The sequence below is a fragment of the Salmonella sp. SJTUF15570 genome (assembly GCF_043357055.1).
Taxonomy (GTDB): domain Bacteria; phylum Pseudomonadota; class Gammaproteobacteria; order Enterobacterales; family Enterobacteriaceae; genus Salmonella; species Salmonella enterica.
Genome location: NZ_JBEUKJ010000009.1, coordinates 27,457 through 51,202, shown reverse-complemented (window position 1 = coordinate 51,202; position 23,746 = coordinate 27,457). Strand labels below are relative to the sequence as shown.

The 23,746-nt window shown below is 53.8% G+C and carries 20 protein-coding genes; 16 read left to right on the top strand and 4 right to left on the bottom strand.

The genetic code is table 11. The features are described from left to right. Window positions 1-133: 133 nt before the first annotated feature. The 11 genes from fhuA (at window position 134) to stfH (ending at window position 13,553) form a co-directional block, all read left to right on the top strand. Window positions 134-2,377 carry a ferrichrome porin FhuA gene (fhuA, locus tag ABVN44_RS17635; protein ID WP_010835134.1) on the top strand — a complete coding sequence of 748 codons (2,244 nt, stop codon included), beginning with the start codon at window positions 134-136 and terminating at the stop codon, window positions 2,375-2,377. Between the two features lie 48 nt (window positions 2,378-2,425). Continuing rightward, entirely contained in the window at window positions 2,426-3,223 is a 798-nt protein-coding gene (fhuC, locus tag ABVN44_RS17630) for a Fe3+-hydroxamate ABC transporter ATP-binding protein FhuC (protein ID WP_023232643.1), read from the top strand. After that, complete coding sequence (gene fhuD / locus ABVN44_RS17625) at window positions 3,223-4,113, top strand: Fe(3+)-hydroxamate ABC transporter substrate-binding protein FhuD (RefSeq protein WP_001205357.1); 891 nt, start codon at window positions 3,223-3,225, stop codon at window positions 4,111-4,113. Before fhuC ends, fhuD begins: the two co-directional genes overlap by 1 nt. A 14-nt stretch (window positions 4,114-4,127) precedes the next feature. Continuing rightward, window positions 4,128-6,167, top strand: coding sequence for a Fe(3+)-hydroxamate ABC transporter permease FhuB (gene fhuB, locus ABVN44_RS17620; protein ID WP_094204714.1), 2,040 nt, complete (start codon window positions 4,128-4,130; stop codon window positions 6,165-6,167). Between the two features lie 939 nt (window positions 6,168-7,106). Then, entirely contained in the window at window positions 7,107-7,667 is a 561-nt protein-coding gene (gene stfA, locus ABVN44_RS17615; RefSeq protein WP_001090554.1) for a fimbrial major subunit StfA, read from the top strand. An 85-nt stretch (window positions 7,668-7,752) separates the two neighbouring features. Beyond that, on the top strand, window positions 7,753-10,410 hold the full coding sequence (locus tag ABVN44_RS17610) for a fimbrial biogenesis outer membrane usher protein (RefSeq protein WP_023232646.1): 2,658 nt from the start codon (window positions 7,753-7,755) through the stop codon (window positions 10,408-10,410). A gap of 17 nt (window positions 10,411-10,427) precedes the next feature. Beyond that, on the top strand, window positions 10,428-11,180 hold the full coding sequence (stfD, locus tag ABVN44_RS17605; RefSeq protein WP_023232647.1) for a fimbrial chaperone StfD: 753 nt from the start codon (window positions 10,428-10,430) through the stop codon (window positions 11,178-11,180). 18 nt (window positions 11,181-11,198) lie between these two features. Next, entirely contained in the window at window positions 11,199-11,711 is a 513-nt protein-coding gene (locus ABVN44_RS17600) for a fimbrial protein (protein ID WP_001250313.1), read from the top strand. Further along, on the top strand, window positions 11,708-12,184 hold the full coding sequence (gene stfF, locus ABVN44_RS17595) for a fimbrial minor subunit StfF (RefSeq protein ID WP_023232648.1): 477 nt from the start codon (window positions 11,708-11,710) through the stop codon (window positions 12,182-12,184). Before ABVN44_RS17600 ends, stfF begins: the two co-directional genes overlap by 4 nt. After that, window positions 12,184-12,714, top strand: a complete 531-nt coding sequence (locus tag ABVN44_RS17590) for a fimbrial protein (protein ID WP_023232649.1) — start codon at window positions 12,184-12,186, stop codon at window positions 12,712-12,714. Before stfF ends, ABVN44_RS17590 begins: the two co-directional genes overlap by 1 nt. Continuing rightward, window positions 12,714-13,553 carry a fimbrial adhesin StfH gene (gene stfH / locus ABVN44_RS17585; protein ID WP_023228087.1) on the top strand — a complete coding sequence of 280 codons (840 nt, stop codon included), beginning with the start codon at window positions 12,714-12,716 and terminating at the stop codon, window positions 13,551-13,553. The genes ABVN44_RS17590 and stfH overlap by 1 nt, the downstream gene beginning before the upstream one ends. A gap of 98 nt (window positions 13,554-13,651) precedes the next feature. On the opposite strand, the gene hemL is transcribed toward stfH, so the two are convergent. Then, window positions 13,652-14,932: a glutamate-1-semialdehyde 2,1-aminomutase gene (gene hemL, locus ABVN44_RS17580; RefSeq protein ID WP_000045249.1), complete on the bottom strand. Its 1,281-nt coding sequence runs from the start codon at window positions 14,930-14,932 to the stop codon at window positions 13,652-13,654. Between the two features lie 169 nt (window positions 14,933-15,101). On the opposite strand from hemL, the gene clcA reads away from it, so the two are divergent. After that, window positions 15,102-16,523 (top strand): H(+)/Cl(-) exchange transporter ClcA, encoded by a 1,422-nt coding sequence (gene clcA / locus ABVN44_RS17575; protein ID WP_023232650.1) that lies wholly within the window; start codon window positions 15,102-15,104, stop codon window positions 16,521-16,523. An 81-nt stretch (window positions 16,524-16,604) separates the two neighbouring features. Further along, on the top strand, window positions 16,605-16,949 hold the full coding sequence (gene erpA / locus ABVN44_RS17570) for an iron-sulfur cluster insertion protein ErpA (protein ID WP_001278668.1): 345 nt from the start codon (window positions 16,605-16,607) through the stop codon (window positions 16,947-16,949). Between the two features lie 100 nt (window positions 16,950-17,049). Here the strand turns inward: erpA and ABVN44_RS17565 are convergent, their stop codons facing one another. The 3 genes from ABVN44_RS17565 to mtnN are packed head-to-tail and all read right to left on the bottom strand — an operon-like array spanning window position 17,050 to window position 19,201. Next, a complete protein-coding gene (locus ABVN44_RS17565) occupies window positions 17,050-17,673 on the bottom strand; it encodes a TRIC cation channel family protein (RefSeq protein WP_000964234.1) in 624 nt (207 codons plus the stop codon). A 36-nt stretch (window positions 17,674-17,709) separates the two neighbouring features. Next, on the bottom strand, window positions 17,710-18,510 hold the full coding sequence (gene btuF, locus ABVN44_RS17560) for a vitamin B12 ABC transporter substrate-binding protein BtuF (RefSeq protein WP_023232651.1): 801 nt from the start codon (window positions 18,508-18,510) through the stop codon (window positions 17,710-17,712). After that, complete coding sequence (gene mtnN, locus ABVN44_RS17555; RefSeq protein ID WP_000689822.1) at window positions 18,503-19,201, bottom strand: 5'-methylthioadenosine/S-adenosylhomocysteine nucleosidase; 699 nt, start codon at window positions 19,199-19,201, stop codon at window positions 18,503-18,505. The genes btuF and mtnN overlap by 8 nt, the downstream gene beginning before the upstream one ends. Before the next feature lie 84 nt (window positions 19,202-19,285). Between mtnN and dgt the strand changes: the two genes are divergently transcribed. The 3 genes from dgt to cdaR all read left to right on the top strand — a co-directional run bounded on the left by dgt (window position 19,286) and on the right by cdaR (window position 23,670). Beyond that, on the top strand, window positions 19,286-20,803 hold the full coding sequence (dgt, locus tag ABVN44_RS17550; protein WP_000146450.1) for a dGTPase: 1,518 nt from the start codon (window positions 19,286-19,288) through the stop codon (window positions 20,801-20,803). Between the two features lie 129 nt (window positions 20,804-20,932). After that, entirely contained in the window at window positions 20,933-22,360 is a 1,428-nt protein-coding gene (degP, locus tag ABVN44_RS17545) for a serine endoprotease DegP (RefSeq protein ID WP_000753958.1), read from the top strand. Window positions 22,361-22,512: 152 nt separating this feature from the next. After that, on the top strand, window positions 22,513-23,670 hold the full coding sequence (cdaR, locus tag ABVN44_RS17540; RefSeq protein WP_000929420.1) for a DNA-binding transcriptional regulator CdaR: 1,158 nt from the start codon (window positions 22,513-22,515) through the stop codon (window positions 23,668-23,670). Window positions 23,671-23,746: the final 76 nt, after the last annotated feature.

The window sequence follows — 23,746 nt, the reverse complement described above, 5'->3', positions numbered from 1 at the left end:
GTTATTTCTTAACCCCTTAGTTTTCGTAGGGCCGCGTATCGCTTGCCATTGCGACGATATTTCGCCTATCATGCTGCGGTTATAATAATAATTATCGTTTACGTTATCATTCACTTTCATCAGAGATATACCAATGGCGCGTCTTAAAACTGCTCAGCCAAACTCCTCACTGCGTAAAATCGCAGTTGTAGTAGCCACAGCGGTTAGCGGCATGTCTGTCTATGCACAGGCGGCGGTTCAACCGAAAGAAGAAACCATTACCGTAACCGCAGCGCCTGCCGCGCAGGAAAGTGCCTGGGGACCGGCGGCAACCATCGCTGCAAGACAATCCGCCACGGCAACCAAAACGGACACGCCGATTCAAAAGGTGCCGCAGTCTATTTCCGTTGTTACCGCCGAAGAGATGGCGTTGCATCAGCCAAAGTCGGTTAAAGAAGCGTTGAGTTATACCCCTGGCGTTGCCGTGGGCACTCGTGGCGCGTCCAATACTTACGACTACCTGATCATTCGCGGTTTCGCCGCTGATGGCCAAAGCCAGAATAACTATCTGAATGGCCTGAAAATGCAGGGCAACTTCTATAATGATGCGGTGATAGACCCGTATATGCTGGAACGCGCGGAAGTGATGCGTGGTCCGGTTTCCGTTCTGTACGGGAAAAGTAGCCCTGGCGGTTTGCTGAATATGGTTAGCAAGCGCCCGACGACGGAGCCGCTGAAAGAAATTCAGTTCAAGATGGGTACTGACAGCCTGTTCCAGACTGGTTTTGACTTCAGCGACGCGCTGGATGAAGAGGGCGTATATTCTTATCGTTTGACCGGTCTGGCGCGTTCCGCCAATGCGCAGCAGGATCGCGCGGAAGAGCAGCGCTATGCGATTGCGCCAGCGTTCACCTGGCGTCCGGATGACAAGACAAACTTTACGTTTCTCTCTTACTTCCAGAATGAACCAGAGACGGGTTACTACGGCTGGCTGCCGAAAGAGGGAACGGTTGAGCCGCTGCCAAACGGTAAACGTCTGCCAACAGATTTCAACGAAGGGGCGAAAAACAATACCTATTCTCGTAATGAGAAGATGGTAGGGTACAGCTTCGATCATGAATTCAACGACACCTTTACCGTGCGCCAGAATTTGCGCTATGCCGAGAATAAAGTCTCGCAAAATAGCGTCTATGGTTACGGCGTTTGTTCCGATCCGGCAAACCGTGACAGCAAGCAGTGCGCGGCATTAGCGCCAGCGGACAAAGGTCATTATCTGGCTCGTAAATATGTTGTTGACGACGAGAAACTGCAAAACTTCTCCGTTGATACTCAGTTGCAAAGTAAATTTGCCACCGGTGAGGTGGATCACACGCTGCTGACCGGCGTCGACTTTATGCGTATGCGTAACGATATTAATGCCTGGTTTGGCTACGACGACTCCGTACCTCTGCTTGACCTCTATAACCCGGTGTACACTGATTTCGACTTTGCTTCGCGAGATCCAGCAACATCCGGCCCGTACCAGATTTTGAATAAGCAAAAGCAAACGGGTCTGTACGTCCAGGACCAGGCACAGTGGGATAAAGTCCTGGTAACATTGGGTGGACGTTATGACTGGGCCGATCAAGAGTCTCTTAATCGCACTACTGGCATCACATCTAAACGTGATGATAAGCAGTTTACCTGGCGTGGTGGTGTTAACTATCTGTTTGATAATGGAATAACGCCTTACTTCAGTTATAGTGAGTCGTTTGAGCCGGCTTCACAGACGGGAGAGAACGGGAAAATATTTGCACCTTCGAAAGGTAAGCAGTATGAAGCGGGGGTTAAATATGTACCGAATGATCGGCCGATAGTCATTACCGGTGCGGTCTATCAGTTGACCAAAACCAACAACCTGATGGCTGATCCGGCGGGGTCTTTCTTCTCGGTTGAAGGCGGTGAAATTCGCGCCCGCGGCGTGGAACTAGAAGCGAAAGCGGCGCTTTCTGCAAGCATCAACGTCGTGGGTTCTTACACCTATACTGACGCCGAATACACGACGGATACGACTTATAAAGGTAATACTCCTGCACAGGTACCAAAGCATATGGCGTCGTTGTGGGGCGATTACACTTTCTTTGATGGTCCATTGTCCGGTTTAACGCTGGGGACTGGCGGGCGTTTCACGGGGTCAAGCTATGGCGATCCGGCAAACTCCTTTAAAGTAGGGAGTTATACGGTTGTCGATGCATTGGTACGTTATGACCTTGCGCGCGTAGGCATGGCAGGCTCCAACGTTGCCCTTCATGTTAATAATCTGCTCGACCGCGAATACGTCGCCAGCTGCTTCCAGACCTACGGCTGTTTCTGGGGCGCAGAACGTCAGGTCGTTGCAACGGCAACCTTCCGTTTCTAATTTCTCTTTGGGCACGGCTTGCCGTGCCCGTTTTACAAGTTGGCTGCGATGCAGGAAAACCACATTCATTCCGATACCACCTTTGCGCTGCGAAGCGTCGCCTTTCGTGTGCCGGGCCGCACGCTTTTACACCCTCTCTCGTTAACGTTTCCCGCAGGTCGCGTCACCGGACTTATCGGTCATAATGGTTCCGGTAAATCCACGCTGTTAAAAATGCTGGGCCGCCATCAGCCGCCTTCCGAAGGGGATATTCTGCTCGACAATCAGCCGCTGGCGAGCTGGAGCAGCAAGGCGTTTGCCCGCAAAGTTGCCTATCTGCCTCAACAATTGCCGCAGGCGGAAGGAATGACGGTGCGCGAACTGGTGGCGATTGGCCGCTATCCATGGCACGGCGCGTTGGGACGCTTTGGCGTCGCGGACCGGGAAAAAGTAGACGAGGCGATTACGTTGGTCGGCTTAAAACCGCTGGCGCATCGTCTGGTAGACAGCCTTTCCGGCGGCGAGCGCCAGCGCGCGTGGATTGCCATGCTGGTCGCGCAGGACAGCCGTTGTCTGCTGCTGGATGAGCCGACGTCAGCGCTGGATATCGCCCATCAGGTGGACGTGCTGGCGCTGGTGCATCGCTTAAGCCAGCAGCGCGGGCTGACGGTGGTTGCGGTGCTGCACGATATCAACATGGCGGCCCGCTACTGTGATTATTTAGTCGCGCTACGCGGCGGTGAAATGATTGCGCAAGGAACGCCTGCGGAACTGATGTGTAGTGACACGCTGGAACAGATTTACGGTATCCCGATGGGTATCCTTCCGCATCCGGCGGGCGCGGCACCTGTGAGTTTTGTGTATTAATGCGTGATTTATATCCTCTTACTCGCCGCCGTTTATTAACGGCGATGGCGCTCTCGCCGCTACTTTGGCAAATGAATACGGCGCAGGCTGCCGCTATCGATCCCCGCCGGATTGTGGCGCTGGAGTGGCTGCCGGTTGAGCTGCTGCTGGCGCTCGGTATTACGCCTTATGGCGTGGCAGACGTGCCAAATTATAAGCTGTGGGTTAGCGAACCGCCGTTGCCGGATTCGGTGATTGATGTGGGTCTTCGCACTGAACCCAATCTTGAACTGCTGACGGAGATGAAGCCGTCGTTTATGGTCTGGTCGGCAGGGTACGGACCCTCGCCGGAGAAACTGGCGCGGATCGCGCCGGGGCGCGGGTTCGATTTTAGCGACGGCAAAAAGCCGCTGGCGGTAGCCCGACGCTCGCTGGTTGAACTGGCGCAGACGCTGAATCTGGAAGCTGCGGCAGAAAAACATCTGGCGCAATACGATCGCTTCATCGCCAGCCAGAAGCCGCATTTTATCCGCCGCGGGGGGCGTCCGTTACTGATGACGACGCTTATCGATCCGCGGCATATGCTGGTGCTCGGCCCGAATTGCCTGTTCCAGGAGGTGCTGGACGAGTATGGCATTGTCAATGCCTGGCAGGGTGAAACCAACTTTTGGGGCAGTACGGCGGTTAGCATCGATCGGCTGGCGATGTATAAAGAAGCGGATGTGATCTGCTTCGATCACGGGAATAACACCGATATGAACGCGCTGATGGCAACGCCGCTGTGGCAGGCCATGCCGTTTGTCCGCGCCGGGCGCTTTCACCGGGTGCCCGCCGTTTGGTTCTATGGCGCGACCCTCTCCACGATGCACTTTGTCCGCATCCTGAATAACGTGTTGGGAGGCAAAGCGTGAGCAGAAAACGTGAAATGCCGGATGGCGGCGCGAAAAGCGTCTTATCCGACCTACGGTTCGGGCGCTTTGTAGGCCGGATAAGGCGAAGCCGCCATCCGGCGTTGCTGTTATTGGCGCTGTTTGTTGCCGCCTGCTGGCTGACATGGGTTAACTTCTCCGTTGCGCTACCGCGCAGCCAGTGGCAACAGGCTATCTGGTCACCGGATATCGACATCATTGAGCAGATGATTTTTTATTACAGCCTGCTGCCAAGACTGGCGATTTCGCTACTGGTGGGCGCGGGGCTTGGGCTGGTAGGCGTCCTGTTCCAGCAAGTATTGCGTAACCCGCTGGCGGAACCGACCACGCTGGGCGTGGCGACCGGCGCGCAATTGGGGATCACGGTGACTACGCTATGGGCGATTCCCGGCGCGCTGGCGACGCAGTTTGCCGCCCTGACGGGAGCCTGTATCGTCGGCGCGCTGGTGTTCGGCGTGGCGTGGGGCAAACGCCTGTCGCCGGTAACCCTGATCCTCGCCGGGTTGGTGGTCAGCCTCTATTGTGGCGCAATCAACCAGTTACTGGTGATTTTCCACCACGATCAGTTGCAAAGCATGTTTTTATGGAGCACCGGAACGCTGACGCAAACCGACTGGAGCGGCGTGCAGCGTCTGTGGCCGCAGTTGCTGGGCGGTGTGATGCTCACGTTATTGTTGTTACGCCCGATGACGCTGATGGGGCTGGATGACGGCGTTGCGCGTAATCTGGGTCTGGCGCTGTCGTTAGCGCGTCTGGCGGCGCTGTCGCTGGCGATTGTGTTGAGCGCGCTGCTGGTCAACGCGGTGGGCATTATCGGTTTTATCGGCCTGTTTGCGCCGCTGCTGGCGAAAATGCTTGGCGCAAGACGTCTGCTGGCGCGCCTGATGCTGGCGCCGCTCATTGGGGCGCTTATTTTGTGGCTATCCGATCAGATTATCCTTTGGCTCACCCGCGTATGGATGGAGGTCTCCACCGGTTCAGTAACGGCGTTAATCGGCGCGCCGCTGCTCCTGTGGCTGCTGCCGCGGCTTAAAAGCATGAGCGCGCCGGATATGAACGCCAGCGATCGTGTGGCGGCGGAGCGTCGGCATGTCCTCGCTTTTGCCGTTGCCGGTGGCGCGCTCTTGCTGCTGGCAACATGGGGCGCGCTCTCTTTTGGTCGCGACGCGCACGGCTGGACGTGGGCGAGCGGAACGCTGCTTGAAGAACTGATGCCGTGGCGCTGGCCGCGGATACTGGCGGCGTTAATGGCGGGCGTCATGCTGGCGGTGGCGGGCTGCATTATTCAGCGTCTGACCGGTAATCCAATGGCCAGCCCGGAAGTGCTGGGGATCAGTTCCGGAGCCGCGTTTGGCGTGGTGTTGATGCTGTTTTTGGTGCCGGGGAATGCTTTCGGTTGGCTACTGCCCGCCGGAAGCCTGGGCGCGGCGGCGACACTGCTGATTATTATGTTAGCCGCCGGGCGCGGCGGTTTCTCGCCGCAACGGATGTTGCTGGCGGGGATGGCGCTCAGCACCGCGTTTACCATGCTGCTAATGATGCTCCAGGCGAGCGGCGACCCGCGGATGGCGGAAGTATTGACCTGGATCGCAGGATCTACCTATAACGCCACTGGCGGGCAGGTTACGCGAACCGCGATCGTGATGGTGATTTTGCTGGCCATTGTGCCGTTGTGTCGCCGCTGGTTAACGATTTTGCCTCTGGGCGGCGATGCTGCGCGCGCGGTGGGCATGGCGCTTACGCCGTCGCGTATCGCGCTGCTGGCGCTGGCGGCTTGTTTGACGGCAACCGCGACGATGACCATTGGGCCGCTGAGTTTCGTTGGACTGATGGCGCCGCATATTGCGCGGATGCTTGGTTTTCGCCGGACGATGCCGCATATGGTCATCTCGGCGCTGGCAGGGGGCGTTTTACTGGTCTTTGCCGACTGGTGCGGCAGGATGGCGCTATTTCCGTATCAGATCCCGGCGGGACTGCTTTCAAGCTTTATTGGCGCGCCGTACTTTATCTATTTGCTACGTAAACAGAGCCGGTAAAAAAGCTGTGCCACATTTATGTCGGGTGGCGGCCATGCTCAACCCGACCTACAAATTACACAATATCAATATGTTGTGGCAATATTTTGTAGACCTAAAAATAGCTGAACGCTATCAGCGTGCGAAAGCTGTCCTGTCACGTTTTATCGAGGGAACTCTGCTTTTATTTTCAGCAAGAAGCAGGTGTTATTTCTGTATCGATAAGTCATGTGCTATTTCAGTGGCGTGCCGCTGTCTCCTGAACAGGGTGACTAATTTCAACATATCCAGGCCCGAAACGTTGATGATAAATTGCGGCATGATCTATCCAATAATAAGAATTACCGGTTTCGGTATTAAGCCTTTTTAAATATTAAGATGTGGATGCCGCATCTTTAATGCATCCCGTAAATCAATTTTAATTTAATAATAAGTTTTCATTATAAAACTTCGATAATAAAATATTGTTTTTTTATCGAAGTAATAAAAAACAACTCTATTAAAATAAATTAATTGCCACGAGTAAACAAAAAAAATGTAACTTAGCATTTTTTGATTTTTTTGATGGAATTTATACCAAAAATAAATCTTATGCATCATTGCTATACACTCAGTACTGTAATTCTGATCTTTTTTTATTCATTTTGACATGTTTATTGTTTTTTTGGCTCTCCCGTCTTGCTTGTTTTGTTTGTTTTTTGAACGGTAAAAAATATTTATTATTTAATGCTGATGATCCTTTAAATAAAAAACACTTGTCTTTGGGTTTTTAATGGAAAATACTTTGCCGCGCCTAAGGGATATTATTTATTAACGTGTTGTTTGCTTCTTTTGAATGTTGCATCGGGAATTTCATAACTCGTCATATAATATATATCTACCCATATAAACATGGGGTATTGAGTATAGCTCCGTGTGAATAGCGTAAAAATACTCACCAACTTTTAATAAGGATGAAAAATGAATACAGCAGTAAAAGCTGCGGTTGCTGCCGCACTGGTTATGGGTGTTTCCAGCTTTGCCAATGCTGCGGGCAGTAATACTGGTACGGTTACTTTTACCGGTACTATTGAAGATTCACCGTGTTCAATCGTGGTTGGCGACGAACACCAGACCGTTAACCTGGGCCATATCGGTACCGGTTCTCTGATGGGCGGTAAAGAATCTTCAAAAGTCGATTTCCATATCGGTCTGGAAAACTGCGCATTCACCACTGAGAAAGAAGCGTCTACCGTTTTCTCTGCCATCGGTAACGAATCCAGCGCTAATCCGGGCAGCGTTGCGCTGATGCGCATCGGCGGCGGCGAAATGGCGGGTTCCAGCATTGTCATCGGCAACCACCTGGGTTCCGCGATCAAATTGGGCGACGCTTACAGCGAAAACCTGACAATGAACGGCAGCGTGGCGGCGGCGAAACAGACTCTTAACTTCAAAGCCTGGGTGAAAGGCGATTCCGCTGCCACCACTATCGATACCGGCGAATTCAGCAGCACCGTAAACTTCACGATCAGCTATCTGTAAGTGAAATATCATCCTGCGGCAGTCTGCCGCAGGATAATGCTCAAAGTAAAAAAATAGATTATATATTTCAGGGATAGATTGTCTGATGGCTCACTATAAAAAATTTCGTCTGAGCACGCTTGCGGCCGTGGTGGGTATTGTTCTGGCTGTCGGTCCGGAAAATAGCTATGCGGAAGCGCCCATTCAATTTAATACCCGATTTCTTGATGTTAAAGATGATGCCAGCCTGGATCTCTCCCGTTTTTCCCGTAAAGGCTACATTATGCCGGGGAGCTATCATCTCCAGGTGCTGGTCAATCAAAGTCAAATTGCCCAGGATAATGTTATTACGTATTCCGTTGATAATAACGATCCTGATAATACATATCCCTGTTTATCGCCTGAACTGGTATCGCTGCTGGGGTTAAAACCTGAAATAGCAGATAAAATGATCTGGATAAATGCCGGTCAGTGTCTGCAACCAGATCAACTGGAAGGGATGGAAACCCAAACGGATTTAAGCCAGTCAACGCTGACGGTGATTATTCCTCAGGCCTATCTGGAATACAGCGATGAAGAGTGGGATCCACCTTCCCGCTGGGATGAAGGGATTCCCGGCGTATTATTTGACTACAACGTTAACAGCCAGTGGCGACATGCTGAACATGATGACGGCGATGAGTATGACATCAGCGGCAACGGCACGGTGGGTGCCAACCTCGGCGCGTGGCGTTTGCGCGCGGACTGGCAGGCTAACTATCGTCACGAAAATGACAGTGAAGATAAAGACAACTTTGGCTCCAGTTCCGAACAGAACTGGGACTGGAACCGCTATTACGCCTGGCGGGCGATCCCACAGCTCCGGGCGCAGCTAACGCTGGGCGAAGGATCGCTGGAATCCGATATTTTTGACGGCTTTAACTATGTTGGCGGCAGCCTTATCACCGACGATCAGATGTTACCGCCTAATCTGCGCGGCTACGCCCCGGATATATCAGGCGTGGCGCGCACCAACGCCAAAGTCACCGTGACCCAGCGCGGGCGGGTGATTTATGAGTCGCAGGTCCCGGCAGGGCCGTTTCGCATTCAGGATATTAATGAAACGGTATCCGGCGATCTACACGTCAAAATTGAAGAACAAAGCGGTCAGGTGCAGGAATATGACGTCAGCACCGCCTCCATTCCGTTTCTGACCCGTCCCGGCCAGGTGCGCTACAAGTTGGCAGCCGGGCGACCGCAGGACTGGGATCACAATATGGAAGGCGGCTTTTTCACCTCAGCCGAAGCCTCCTGGGGGATCGCTAACGGCTGGTCGCTGTACGGCGGCGCCATCGGCGAGCAGGATTATCAGGCGCTGGCGTTAGGGCTGGGGCGCGATCTGGCGCTGCTGGGCGCGTTTTCCGTCGATGTCACCCATTCCCGTGCGACGCTGCCTGAGGGTAGCGCCTACGGCGACGGCACCATTCAGGGTAACTCGTTCCGTGCCAGCTACGCTAAAGATTTTGATGATATAGACAGCCGTCTGACGTTTGCTGGTTATCGCTTTTCCGAAGAAAACTACATGACGATGGACGAGTTTATCGATACGCATAATGACGATAACGATCGTCAGCGTACCGGCCACGATAAAGAGATGTATACCCTGACGTACAGCCAGAACTTTTCGGCAATAAACGTCAACGCCTATATCAACTACACCCATCGCACCTACTGGAACCAACCCAACCAGGACAGCTATAACCTGACGCTGTCGCACTATTTCGATGTCGGCGAGGTGCGCGGGATCAGTCTGTCGGTGAACGGTTTTCGCAACGAATATGACAATGAACGTGATGACGGCGTGTACGTCTCGCTCAGTATTCCGTGGGGCAACAACCGCACGCTGAGCTACAACGGCTCCTTTAGCGATGACAACAACAGCAATCAGGTCGGCTATTACGAGCGCATTGACGATCGCAATAACTACCAGATCAACGCTGGCCGCGCGGATAACGGCGCGACTCTCGACGGCTATTACCGTCATCAAGCGAGCTATGCCGACATTGACGTCAGTGCGAACTATCAGGAAGGCGACTATACCTCCGGCGGGCTGAACATCCAGGGCGGCGCGACGCTGACTGCTAAAGGCGGGGCGCTGCACCGTACCAGCGTCAACGGCGGCTCGCGGCTGATGGTGGATGTCGGCGATGAAGCGAACGTACCCATCTCCGGCTACAGCACGCCGGTATATACCAACGCGTTTGGTAAAGCCGTCATTGTCGACGTCAACGACTACTACCGCAACCAGGTGAAAATAGACATTACCCAGTTGCCGGAAGACACGGAAGCAACCCTCTCCATCGCTCAGGCGACCCTGACGGAAGGGGCGATCGGTTATCGCCGCCTGGAGGTGCTCAGCGGTAAAAAAGCCATGGCCAGTATCCGCCTGCGCGATGGCGGCACGCCGCCCTTCGGCGCGGAGGTTTACAACAGTCGCCAGCAACAGTTAGGGATCGTAGGTGAAGACGGCAGCGTTTATCTGATCGGCATTAACCCCGGCGAGCGGTTGCAGGTGACATGGGAAGGTAAAACGCAGTGTGAAGCGGCGTTGCCCGACCCGCTGCCGGGCGATCTGTTTAGCGGCCTGCTGCTGCCGTGCATCGGCGACGCTTCATCACCTGAGGCAACGCAGCCCGCAGAGAAACCATTACTCCAGCTTCATACGCAGCGGCTGACGTCTTCAACGCAACCCGAAGCGCTCTCTTCTCGTTATCCAACACATTGATTCAGGAAATCGCATTCATGATGCCATTAAAACGTTATAACCTGGCCGCTGTTTTGCTGCTTTTGCTGGGCGGCTACGGTAGCGCTCAGGCCGCCATCGCGCCCGATCGCACCCGCCTGGTGTTTCGCGGCGAAGATAAATCGATAAGCGTCGATCTGAAAAACGCCAACAGCAAACTGCCCTATCTGGCGCAGTCCTGGGTGGAAGATGAGAAGGGCGTCAAAATCACCTCACCTTTAATCGTCGTCCCACCGGTCCAGCGCATTGAGCCGTCGACAATCGGACAGGTCAAAATTCAGGGGATGCCGGCGCTGGCGTCGCTCCCCAAGGATCGGGAAACCCTTTTTTATTACAACGTGCGCGAAATTCCGCCGCAAAGCGACAAGCCCAACACGCTGCAAATCGCCCTGCAAACGCGCATCAAAGTTTTTTACCGCCCGCAGGCGCTATCGAAAATCGATATGCAGCATCCCTGGCAATACAAGATCACCCTTCAGCGTCAGGGCAATGGCTATCAGGTGAGCAATCCGACCGGTTACTACGTGGTGTTAAGCAACGCCAGCAGCCGCATGGACGGCACACCGGCCAGAGGCTTTAGCCCATTAGTGATTGCACCAAAAAGCAACGTGACGCTGGGAGGGGACGCCAGTGAATTAGGTCACTCGCCTGTGCTGACTTACGTCAACGATTATGGCGCGCGGTTACCGCTGATTTTTAACTGTACTGACAATAGTTGTGCGGTAGATGAAGCAAAAAGCAGAAAGTCGTAACCGACAAGGAGACGCAAGATGAGGCAATGGCGGTTACGGCTGGGCACGGTAACGTGTGCGGCCATGCTGAGTGCGGTCAGTATGCCGCTGGCAGCGGGAAGTAAGACGGTCAACATGACGCTGACGATAGTCGTTAATGCCGCGCCGCCCTGTACTGTGACCGGCGGTGAGGTGGAATTTGGCAATGTGTTGACGACGAAAGTGGATGGGGTGAATTACCGGCAGGCGGTGGGCTATCGCCTGAGCTGTAACGGCAGAGTGAGCGATTACCTGAAGTTACAGATTCAGGGGAATGCGGTGACTATCAATGGCGAGTCGGTATTGCAAACCGATGTCGATGGATTGGGTATCCGTCTGCAAACCGCCACGGATGGCGCGCTGATTTCACCCGGCAATACGCAATGGTTGTCATTTCAATACAGCGGCGGCAGCGGTCCGGCCATCGAGGCAATTCCCGTCAAAAATAATGGCGTAACGTTAACAGGTGGCGCGTTTAACGCAGGCGCCACGTTGGTGGTGGATTACCAATGAAAAAAATAGTTTTGACGATGTTAATGGGGGGCAGCCTTGCCGCACAGGCAGCCGATAATCTTAAGTTCCACGGCACATTAATTTCGCCGCCGAATTGTACGATTAACAATGATCAGACGATCGACGTTGAGTTCGGTAACCTGCTGATTAATAAAATAGATGGTACGCGTTATGCGCAGAATGTTCCGTATGAGATCACCTGTGATTCAACGGTGCGCGATGAGGCGATGGCGATGACCCTGACGCTAAGCGGTTCCGTGAGTGATTTTAATCCGGCGGCGGTAAACACCAGCGTGGCGGGACTGGGGATTGAACTCAGGCAGAACGACCAACCGTTTACGTTGGGGTCCACCATTACTGTAAATGAGCAGTCGGCACCTGTTCTGAAAGCCATACCGGTTAAAAAGAGCGGCGCTTCGCTGAAAGAAGGCGGCTTCGATGCGACGGCAACATTACAGGTGGATTATCAGTAATGGCTAAAAGACAGGCGTTATTACACGGCGCGGCCTGCATCCTCTGTGGGGCGCTGATATTGCCGGTCTCAGCGGCAGATAACCTGCATTTTTCCGGTAGCCTGGTGGCCAGTCCTTGCACGCTCACGATGCAGGGGACGGGGATTGCCGAAGTCGATTTTTCGTCGCTTGACAGTTCTGATTTCACTCCCGACGGCCAGTCTGCTCGTAAGCCTCTGGTGTTTGAGCTCACGGATTGCGATTCGGCGCTGAGTAACGGGGTGCAGGTGTCTTTCACTGGAACCGAAGCGACCGGAATGCGCGGTATCCTGGCCATCGATAGCCATTCAGGTGCTTCCGGGATCGGGATTGGTATTGAAACGCTATCCGGCGTTCCCGTGGGCATGAACGATGAAGAGGGAGCGATATTCACGCTGGTGACGGGGAATAACGCGCTAAGCCTGAATGCCTGGGTACAACGCTTTCCTGGCGAAGATCTGGTTCCGGGAACGTTCTTCGCAAGCGCACTAGTTACATTTGAGTATTTATGATGAGAAGCATACGGATTTTATTTTTGTTGTTGGTTGCCATTTATTGTAATTCGGTAGTGGCTAAACCCATGCTGAAAGCGACGTTTCCAAGTACCACGATGTATTATGGTATTGGCCCTAATAGCGACAAATCTATTGTGGTGGAGGTGACGATAGCGACCCCGGAGGGAATATACTATGGCTCCTGGAACCTTGGGGGACATCGTAAAGGAGATACGCTACCCGCCAACTCCTGGTCTGGGCCAGAACCTGCGCCGAAGGTTGTATTGAAGGATTTTGATAACACTGTTTCGCGATCTGCGTGCAAGAATCTTCCCTCGAACTGGAGGGGGTGTGGTTCTTTTACCCTGGAGATTACGGTACAAAGCGATGATTATGGTTGCCCCTGGCTGGCGTCGAGCCATATCGTTGCTACCGCTTTTATCACTAACGAAACGTATTCTCCGCCGGATACGCGCAGCTCAGTTTGCCCGAAAGTTCCCGTTGATACCTTTGATATCTCCTGGGATGCGAACGTTTCGAAACAGAAAACAACCCTCATGCTTGATGCCACCGGTGGCACGGTGAATCGCACGTTACATACCTATTTGATGGAGGGGGGGAAACTGTGCGATGGCAGCAAATTTGACGACCGTGGCGCTTATTGCCGTTTTGTCTCATCGGGTATTACGCTCAATGTGCTGGGCTGCGACCAGTCGAACGTCACGACCAGCGCCGTTGATCATCCGATAACCGATGTTGAGCTTCATGACATTAATGTGGCGGTGAACACCCGCAACATTGGCTCCGGGCAGTTCACGTCGACCTGTAGCTTTCAGTATATTATTGATGAGCTTTAGGGTGTCTGGTGCGGTTCAGGCTAACCTGCGATGAACCAAAAAAAAGCCGGGTGGCGGCTTCGCCTTACCCGGCCTACGTTGTTTCTGGACGTTCTCTTTTACAATTTCGCAAACACCCGACGCGCGGCGTCAATAGTATTATTAATGTCGTCCATGCTGTGTGCGACCGACATAAAGCCCGCCTCAAACGCCGATGGCGCCAGATACACGCCTTCCTCCAGCATCAGGTGGAAGAAACGCTTAAAGCGTTCCACGTCGCACGCCATCACGTCCTGATAGCAGGTTACGCTCTCAGCGTCGGTGAAGAAAATCCCGAACATGCCGCCGACATGGTTAACCACCAGCGGAATATTCGCTTCTTCGGCAGCTTCCAGCAAACCTTCCGCCAGGCGGGTGGTGAGTTCATCCAGCGTTTCATGAATGCCGGGCTGGGCGACTTCATTCAGGCAGGCGAAACCGGCCGCCATCGCAATCGGGTTGCCGGAAAGGGTGCCCGCCTGGTAAACCGGGCCCGTCGGCGCCAGCGCATCCATTACATCGCGACGACCGCCAAACGCGCCTACCGGCATCCCGCCGCCGATGATTTTACCCAGACAGGTCAGGTCAGGCACGACGCCGTAGTAATCCTGGGCTCCGGCCAGCGCTACGCGAAAACCGGTCATCACTTCGTCGATAATCAGCAGCGCGCCGAACTCATCGCACAAGGCGCGCAGGCCCGGCAGGAATTCCGGCAGCGGCGGGACGCAGTTCATATTGCCCGCCACGGGTTCGACGATGATACAGGCGATTTCCTGCGGATATTGTTCAAACGCCGCGCGTACTGACGCCAGATCGTTATAAGTGCAGGTCAGCGTATGTTTCGCGAAATCTGCCGGCACGCCCGGCGAGTTCGGCTGACCGAGTGTCAGCGCGCCAGAACCGGCTTTGACCAGCAGACAGTCTGCGTGGCCGTGGTAGCAGCCTTCGAATTTGATAATCTTATCGCGGCCAGTAAAACCACGCGCCAGGCGAATCGCGCTCATCGTCGCTTCGGTGCCGGAGTTCACCATGCGCACCATGTCCATGGTCGGCACCAGGTTGGTCACCAGTTCCGCCATTTTTACTTCCATTTCGGTTGGCGCGCCGAAGCTTAAACCGCGCTCCGCAGCTTCGATCACCGCATTGCGGATAGCCGGATGGTTATGCCCCAGTACCATTGGCCCCCAGGAACCGACATAGTCGATATATGCTTTGCCATCGACATCGTACAGATACGCGCCGTCCGCTTTTTCGATAAACAGCGGGGTGCCGCCCACGCCAGTGAAGGCGCGAACAGGGGAGTTCACGCCGCCGGGGATCAGCTCGCGGGCCGCGCTATAGAGATTTTCAGACTTACTCATGGAAAGATTCCTGGTTCGTAGAAAAAGTGAATACCCGCTATTCTAAGTTATTCAGAGAAGGTTATGAAAGTTTTACGCATTTGAAACAATACGATTTGCAGGGGATTTTCACGGCGTTGGCGAGTAGAATGCCGACTTTAGATTTGTATTACCAATTAATGATCTTCTGATGAAAACAGACACTTCCACCTTTTTAGCTCAGCAAATTGTGCGCTTACGGCGCAGAGATCAGATTCGCCGGTTAATGCAGCGGGATAAAACGCCGCTGGCCATCCTGTTAATGGCGGCCGTTGTCGGCACGCTTACCGGACTGGTTGGCGTCGCCTTTGAAAAGGCGGTTTCCTGGGTACAAAACATGCGCATTGGCGCGCTGGTTCAGGTCGCGGACCATGCGTTTTTGCTTTGGCCGCTGGCTTTTATCCTTTCGGCGTTACTGGCGATGGTCGGCTACTTTTTGGTGCGAAAATTTGCGCCGGAAGCCGGCGGCTCGGGTATCCCGGAAATTGAAGGCGCGCTGGAGGAGCTACGTCCGGTGCGCTGGTGGCGCGTGTTGCCGGTGAAGTTTATCGGCGGGATGGGAACGTTGGGCGCAGGAATGGTATTAGGGCGCGAAGGGCCAACGGTGCAAATCGGGGGCAACCTGGGGCGCATGGTGCTGGATGTTTTTCGTATGCGCAGCGCCGAAGCGCGGCATACGTTGCTGGCGACCGGCGCGGCGGCGGGGCTCTCTGCGGCGTTTAACGCGCCGCTGGCGGGTATCCTGTTTATTATTGAAGAGATGCGCCCGCAGTTTCGCTACAACCTGATTTCGATTAAAGCGGTGTTTACCGGCGTCATCATGTCGAGCATTGTGTTCCGCATATTTAACGGCGAAGCGCCAATTATTGAAGTCGGCAAACTGTCTGATGCGCCGGTTAACACACTGTGGTTATACCTTATCCTCGGCATTATTTTTGGCTGCGTCGGGCCGGTATTTAATTCGTTGGTGCTGCGTACCCAGGATATGTTTCAGCGCTTTCATGGCGGCGAAATTAAAAAATGGGTGCTTATGGGCGGCGTGATCGGCGGCCTGTGCGGTATTCTGGGGTTAATTGAGCCGGAAGCGGCAGGCGGCGGATTTAACCTTATTCCTATCGCCGCGGCAGGTAATTTTAGCGTCGGGCTACTGCTGTTCATCTTTATTGCCCGGGTTGTCACGACGCTGCTTTGCTTTTCTTCCGGCGCGCCGGGGGGCATTTTCGCCCCGATGCTGGCGTTGGGAACGCTGCTTGGTACGGCCTTCGGTATGGCGGCGGCAGTGCTTTTCCCGCAGTATCACCTGGAGGCCGGTACCTTTGCGATTGCCGGGATGGGGGCGCTGATGGCGGCGTCGGTGCGCGCCCCGCTGACGGGGATTGTGCTGGTGCTGGAGATGACCGATAACTACCAGCTCATTTTGCCAATGATTATCACCTGTCTTGGCGCGACACTATTAGCCCAGTTTTTGGGCGGGAAACCGTTATACTCAACCATCCTGGCGCGCACTCTGGCGAAGCAGGATGCGGAACAGGCGGCGAAAAGCCAGAATGCGCCTGCGGGCGAGAATACTTGAACGAATTACCAGGGTATTAGATAATGACTGCCAATATTGGGTGAAAATTTATCCAATTACCGATGTCGTTTGGAGCAAAATATGAGTGATGACGTAGCGCTGCCGCTGCAGTTTACCGACGCAGCAGCGAATAAAGTAAAAAGTCTTATCGCTGACGAAGATAACCCGAATCTGAAATTGCGCGTGTATATCACCGGCGGTGGTTGCAGCGGCTTCCAGTATGGTTTTACCTTTGACGATCAGGTTAACGAAGGGGATATGACCATCGAAAAACAGGGCGTTGGCCTGGTGGTTGACCCGATGAGTTTGCAGTATCTGGTGGGTGGTTCGGTAGATTATACCGAAGGTCTGGAAGGTTCCCGCTTCATTGTAACCAACCCGAATGCGAAAAGTACCTGCGGGTGTGGCTCTTCCTTCAGCATTTGATCGCTGTTCGTTGTGCCGGATGGCGACGCGAGCGTCTTATCCGGCCTACAGGAAAGATGTTCCAGGCCCGATAAGCGTAGCGCCATCGGGCAAAACAATATCAACGTCCATTTTCATCCAGGGCAAACGTCGGCAATTTCAAATGCCAGCGAATGGCCGCCAGCCGAATGAACAGCGTGACGACCATACCCATCATGCTGGCGCTTTCCAGCGGTACTGAAAACGTATAAAACGCGGTGGCGTGAACAATCCCGCCGATAATACAGGCCGTGGCATAGATTTCGGTGCGTAGGATCATGGGGATCTCGCGTGCCAGAACATCGCGAATAATCCCGCCGCCGACGCCGGTAATCACGCCCATACAGACGGCCACTAATGGCCCCGTTTCAGCGAGGAAGGCTTTATTCACCCCAATGCCGACAAACACCGCCAGCCCGACCGCATCCAGTACCGGCAACATCCATTTCGGTAGACGTCTTGGCTGGCGAACCAGCAGGATGGTCAGCATACTGGTGACCATGGCGACGACCAGATCGGTAGGATCTTTAACCCAGAATACCGGGCCGTTATCCAGCGCCATATCGCGGATTGTCCCGCCGCCGACGGCAGTAACGACGCCGAGCACCAGGACGCCGAACGGGTCCATACGTAATTTCCCGGCCAGCAACACGCCAGAGATAGCAAATACAGCCGTGCCTACAATATCCAGCCAATAGACGAGCATTGTCGAATCCCCACTGGGAGCCTGGTAAGACAGGCTCTAATTCACCTGTGAAAGCGCATTACAGAGTTGTTTTGCGGCGAGGATAATACGCGGGCTTGCGCGTTCAAACCAGTCGCTGTTAAGCGGAATAACCGGAATTTTTAACAGGTTTCCCCAGTATTGTTCAATTTTGAGAATTTCGCCCGCTTTTCCGGCCACGATAATGGCCTGGGGATGCCTTGCCAGCACCTGTTCACGGCTGACTTGCGGCCACGGCACGCGGCTGTCAGCAAAGACGTTTTCTCCGCCGCAGGTCGTCAAAACCTGATGTTGAATAGACCCTTTACCACTGGTAAACAGAGGATTCATGCCAAACTGAAGAAAGACGCGCTTTTTAGCTTTACCGGCATACTCGACTTTGAGCGCGGCGTACTCGTTTAGCAATGTCTGCGCTGCCTGCTGAGCCTTTTCCGGCTGCGGGCTCCAGGCGGCCAGTTGACGGAGCGTGTCGGCGATCTGTTCGATGGTTACCGCGTCCACCCACATGACCTTAATACCTAATGACGTCAGTTGGTTTACCTGGCGTTCCGCATTACCGCCGCGCCAGGCGACGACCAGATCCGGCTTCAGCGCCACAATGCGTTCCAGATTCATTCCCTGCCAGGTAGAGACCTGTTCTATTTTTTGCGCTTCGGGCGGGTAGTCGGAATAGCTGCTGACGCCAACGGGCGTAATTCCGGCGGCAAAAGCGAGCTCCGTATTGGCGGGAGAGAGGGTAATTACGCGCGGCGCAGCGTAAAGCCACACCGGGAGCGTAAGCAGCAGGGCGACCAGCGCCCTGAACATTTGCTTAGCCATGCGCCAGTTTCTGTACCAGCGTTTCGACCATCAGAGTCGACTGTTTCGCCGCCACCGCGAGGAATTCGTCAAAGCTGAGGTGCGATTGCTGATCGGCTACGTCAGAAATAGCGCGTACCACCACGAACGGCACGTTGAAGTTATAGCAGACGTGTGCGATAGCGGTGGCTTCCATCTCTACGGCGACCGCGTCGGGGAAGTTATGCCGGATTTTCGCCAGCCCGACGGAGCCGTTAATAAACGCGTCGCCGCTAACAATAAGGCCGCGTACCGCGTTCAGATTCAGCTCTCTGATGCAGGATTCCGCGGCGGCGATCAGTTTGTCATCGGCCTTAAATCCGGCCGGACAGCCCGGTAATTGCCCGTATTCATAGCCGAAAGCGGTCACATCAGCGTCGTGGTAACGCGCTTCGTCAGAGACGACGATATCGCCGACCTTCAGCGTGGACGCCAGACCGCCTGCGGAACCGGTATTGATGATCACGTCCGGCTTGCAGTGCTCCAGAAGCAACGTTGCGCCCAGCGCCGCCGCGACTTTACCGATACCGGATTTCAGCAACGCCACTTCGGTGCCGTTCAACTGGCCAGTGTAAATTTCGCAGCCGCCCAGCGTAATCGTCTGACGGTTGTCAATTTTGTCACGCAGCAGCGTAACTTCTTCTTCCATTGCGCCAATGATGCCGATTTTCATAGATTTACTCGCGATAAGTCAGTTTTGGGGGCATAGTTTATCATGCGCTTATGGGGAAGCGCATTTCTCAGGCGGGGAGAGGATATGGCATCGATCGATTTCCGAAATAAAATTAACTGGCATCGTCGTTATCGTTCACCGCAGGGCGTAAAGACGGAACATGAGATCCTGCGGATTTTTGAAAGCGATCGCGGGCGGATTATCAACTCTCCGGCTATACGCCGTTTGCAGCAAAAAACGCAGGTTTTCCCGCTGGAGCGCAATGCCGCAGTGCGTACTCGCCTGACGCATTCAATGGAGGTGCAACAGGTAGGGCGGTATATCGCGAAAGAGATTTTAAGCCGCCTGAAAGAGCAAAACCGGCTGGAGGAGTACGGTCTGGATGCGCTGACCGGTCCCTTTGAAAGTATTGTAGAAATGGCCTGCCTGATGCACGACATCGGTAATCCGCCGTTTGGTCATTTTGGCGAGGCGGCGATCAATGACTGGTTTCGTCAGCGGCTGCATCCGGAAGATGCGGAAAGTCAGCCGCTCACGCATGATCGCTGTGTGGTTTCCTCGCTACGGTTACAGGAAGGCGAAGAAAATCTGAACGATATTCGCCGCAAGGTACGTCAGGATATCTGCCATTTTGAAGGCAATGCACAGGGAATTCGTCTGGTGCATACGCTCATGCGGATGAATCTTACCTGGGCGCAGGTTGGCGGAATTTTAAAATATACCCGTCCGGCATGGTGGCGAGGGCCGGTGCCGGATTCCCATCGCTATTTAATGAAGAAACCGGGCTATTATCTTTCTGAAGAGAAGTATATTGCGAGGTTACGTAAAGAACTTCAGTTAGCGCCTTACAGTCGCTTTCCATTAACGTGGATTATGGAAGCCGCAGATGATATTTCTTATTGTGTCGCCGATCTTGAAGACGCGGTAGAGAAAAGAATCTTTAGCGTTGAGCAGCTTTATCACCATTTATATCACGCGTGGGGCCACCATGAGAAGGATTCGCTGTTTGAGCTGGTGGTAGGAAATGCGTGGGAAAAATCACGCGCCAATACATTAAGCCGCAGTACCGAAGATCAGTTTTTTATGTATTTACGGGTAAATACATTAAATAAACTGGTGCCCTATGCCGCTCAGCGTTTTATTGATAATTTGCCGCAGATTTTTGCCGGTACCTTCAATCAGGCGTTGCTGGAAGATGCCAGCGGTTTTAGCCGCCTGCTTGAACTCTATAAGAATGTGGCGGTTGAACATGTGTTTAGCCATCCGGATGTAGAACAGCTTGAACTACAGGGATACCGGGTGATCAGCGGGTTATTAGATATCTATCAGCCGCTATTAAGCCTGTCGCTTAACGACTTTCGCGAGCTGGTGGAAAAAGAACGGTTGAAACGCTTCCCCATAGAATCGCGCTTATTTCAGAAACTTTCTACGCGCCATCGTTTGGCCTACGTGGAAGTCGTCAGTAAATTACCCACGGATTCGGCGGAGTACCCGGTACTGGAATATTATTATCGCTGTCGGTTGATTCAGGATTATATCAGCGGGATGACTGACCTTTACGCATGGGATGAATATCGGCGTTTGATGGCGGTCGAACAGTAAATGGACTTTTGTAAAGATGGACAATAAATTTTTACTTTTTCCAGAAACTTTATTCCGGAACTTCGCGTTATAAAATGAATCTGACGTACACAGCAATTTTGCGTTACCTGTTAATCGAGATTGAAACACATGAAAAAAACCACATTAGCAATGAGTGCACTGGCTCTGAGTTTAGGTTTGGCATTGTCGCCTCTGTCTGCCACGGCGGCTGAAACGTCCTCTTCAGCAATGACTGCCCAGCAGATGCCAAGCCTGGCACCGATGCTCGAAAAAGTGATGCCATCGGTGGTCAGTATTAATGTAGAAGGTAGCACCACGGTGAATACGCCGCGTATGCCGCGTAATTTCCAGCAGTTCTTTGGCGATGACTCCCCGTTCTGCCAGGACGGTTCTCCGTTCCAGAATTCTCCATTCTGCCAGGGCGGCGGTAACGGCGGCAACGGCGGTCAACAACAGAAATTCATGGCGCTGGGCTCTGGCGTAATTATTGACGCCGCGAAGGGCTACGTCGTCACCAACAACCACGTGGTTGATAACGCCAGCGTGATTAAAGTACAGCTTAGCGATGGGCGTAAATTCGATGCTAAAGTGGTAGGCAAAGATCCGCGTTCTGATATCGCGCTGATTCAAATTCAGAATCCGAAGAACCTGACGGCGATTAAGCTGGCGGACTCCGACGCGCTGCGCGTGGGGGATTATACCGTCGCTATTGGTAACCCGTTTGGTCTGGGCGAAACGGTGACGTCAGGTATCGTTTCGGCGCTGGGGCGTAGCGGCCTGAACGTAGAAAATTACGAGAACTTTATTCAGACCGACGCCGCGATTAACCGTGGTAACTCCGGCGGCGCGCTGGTGAACCTGAACGGTGAGCTGATCGGTATTAACACCGCGATTCTGGCGCCGGACGGCGGCAACATCGGTATCGGCTTCGCTATCCCCAGTAACATGGTGAAAAACCTGACGTCGCAGATGGTGGAATACGGCCAGGTGAAACGCGGCGAACTGGGGATCATGGGGACTGAGCTGAATTCCGAATTGGCGAAAGCGATGAAAGTCGATGCCCAGCGTGGCGCGTTCGTCAGCCAGGTGATGCCGAATTCGTCCGCGGCGAAAGCGGGTATCAAAGCCGGGGATGTCATTACCTCGCTGAACGGTAAACCGATCAGCAGCTTTGCGGCGCTGCGCGCTCAGGTCGGCACTATGCCGGTCGGCAGCAAAATCAGCCTCGGTCTGCTGCGTGAAGGTAAAGCGATTACGGTTAATCTGGAATTGCAGCAGAGCAGCCAGAGTCAGGTTGATTCCAGCACCATCTTCAGCGGGATTGAAGGCGCTGAAATGAGCAATAAAGGCCAGGATAAAGGCGTTGTGGTGAGCAGCGTGAAAGCGAATTCACCCGCCGCGCAAATTGGCCTCAAAAAAGGTGATGTGATTATCGGCGCTAACCAGCAGCCGGTGAAAAATATCGCCGAACTGCGTAAGATTCTCGACAGCAAGCCGTCGGTTCTGGCGCTGAATATTCAGCGTGGTGATAGTTCTATTTATTTGCTGATGCAGTAATCACCTTTGTCCCCCTTCCGCCATGGAAGGGGGCAACACTTTTCTGTGAAACCCCCCACAACTCCATACTTATTTGCACCGTTTTGTGCATTTGCACAATGTCGAGACCTGTCATCTTCCTTATGCTTGTGCTCTGCTCACAGGAGGGATTTATGGCTGGCTGGCATCTTGATACCAAAATGGCGCAGGATATCGTGGCGCGCACTATGCGCATCATCGATACCAATATCAACGTAATGGATGCCCGCGGGCGTATTATCGGCAGCGGCGATCGGGAACGTATTGGTGAATTGCACGAAGGCGCGCTGTTAGTGCTGTCGCAGGGCCGGGTTGTGGATATCGACGACGCCGTGGCGCGACACCTGCACGGGGTACGTCAGGGGATTAATCTTCCCTTACGCCTTGAGGGCGAAATTGTCGGCGTGATCGGCCTCACCGGCGAACCAGAGCACCTGCGTAAATATGGCGAACTGGTGTGTATGACTGCCGAAATGATGCTGGAGCAGTCGCGGTTAATGCACCTTTTGGCGCAGGATAGCCGCTTGCGCGAAGAGCTGGTGATGAACCTGATTCAGGCCGAAGAAAATACGCCGGCGCTGGTGGAATGGGCGCAGCGTTTGGGGATCGATTTGAACCAGCCGCGTGTGGCGGCGGTGGTGGAAGTCGACAGCGGCCAGCTTGGCGTCGATAGCGCAATGGCGGAACTTCAGCAGTTGCAGAATGCGCTTACCACGCCGGAGCGTAACAACCTGATAGCCATTGTTTCTCTCACCGAGATGGTGGTACTCAAACCCGCCTTAAACTCGTTTGGTCGCTGGGATGCTGAAGATCATCGTAAGCGCGTAGAGCAGCTTATCTCGCGCATGAAAGAGAATGGTCAGCTACGTTTTCGCGTGGCGCTGGGCAATTACTTTACCGGGCCGGGCAGTATTGCACGCTCATACCGCACGGCGCGCACTACGATGATGGTCGGCAAACAGCGGATGCCAGAAAGCCGCAGCTATTTTTATCAGGATTTGATGCTGCCGGTTCTGTTAGATAGCCTGCGTGGCGGCTGGCAGGCCAATGAGCTGGCGCGCCCGCTGGTAAAACTCAAAGCGATGGATAACAACGGGTTATTACGTCGGACGCTGACGGCGTGGTTTCGCCATAATGTCCAGCCGCTGGCGACCTCTAAGGCGCTGTTTATTCATCGTAACACGCTGGAATATCGGCTAAATCGTATTTCGGAACTGACCGGGCTGGATTTGGGAAATTTTGACGATCGGCTGTTGCTGTATGTGGCGCTACAATTGGATGAACAGCGTTAAGCCGGCGGCGCTACGCTTATCAGGCCTACGGGGATATATCTGTAGGCCGGATAAGGCGTAACACGTCGCCATCCGG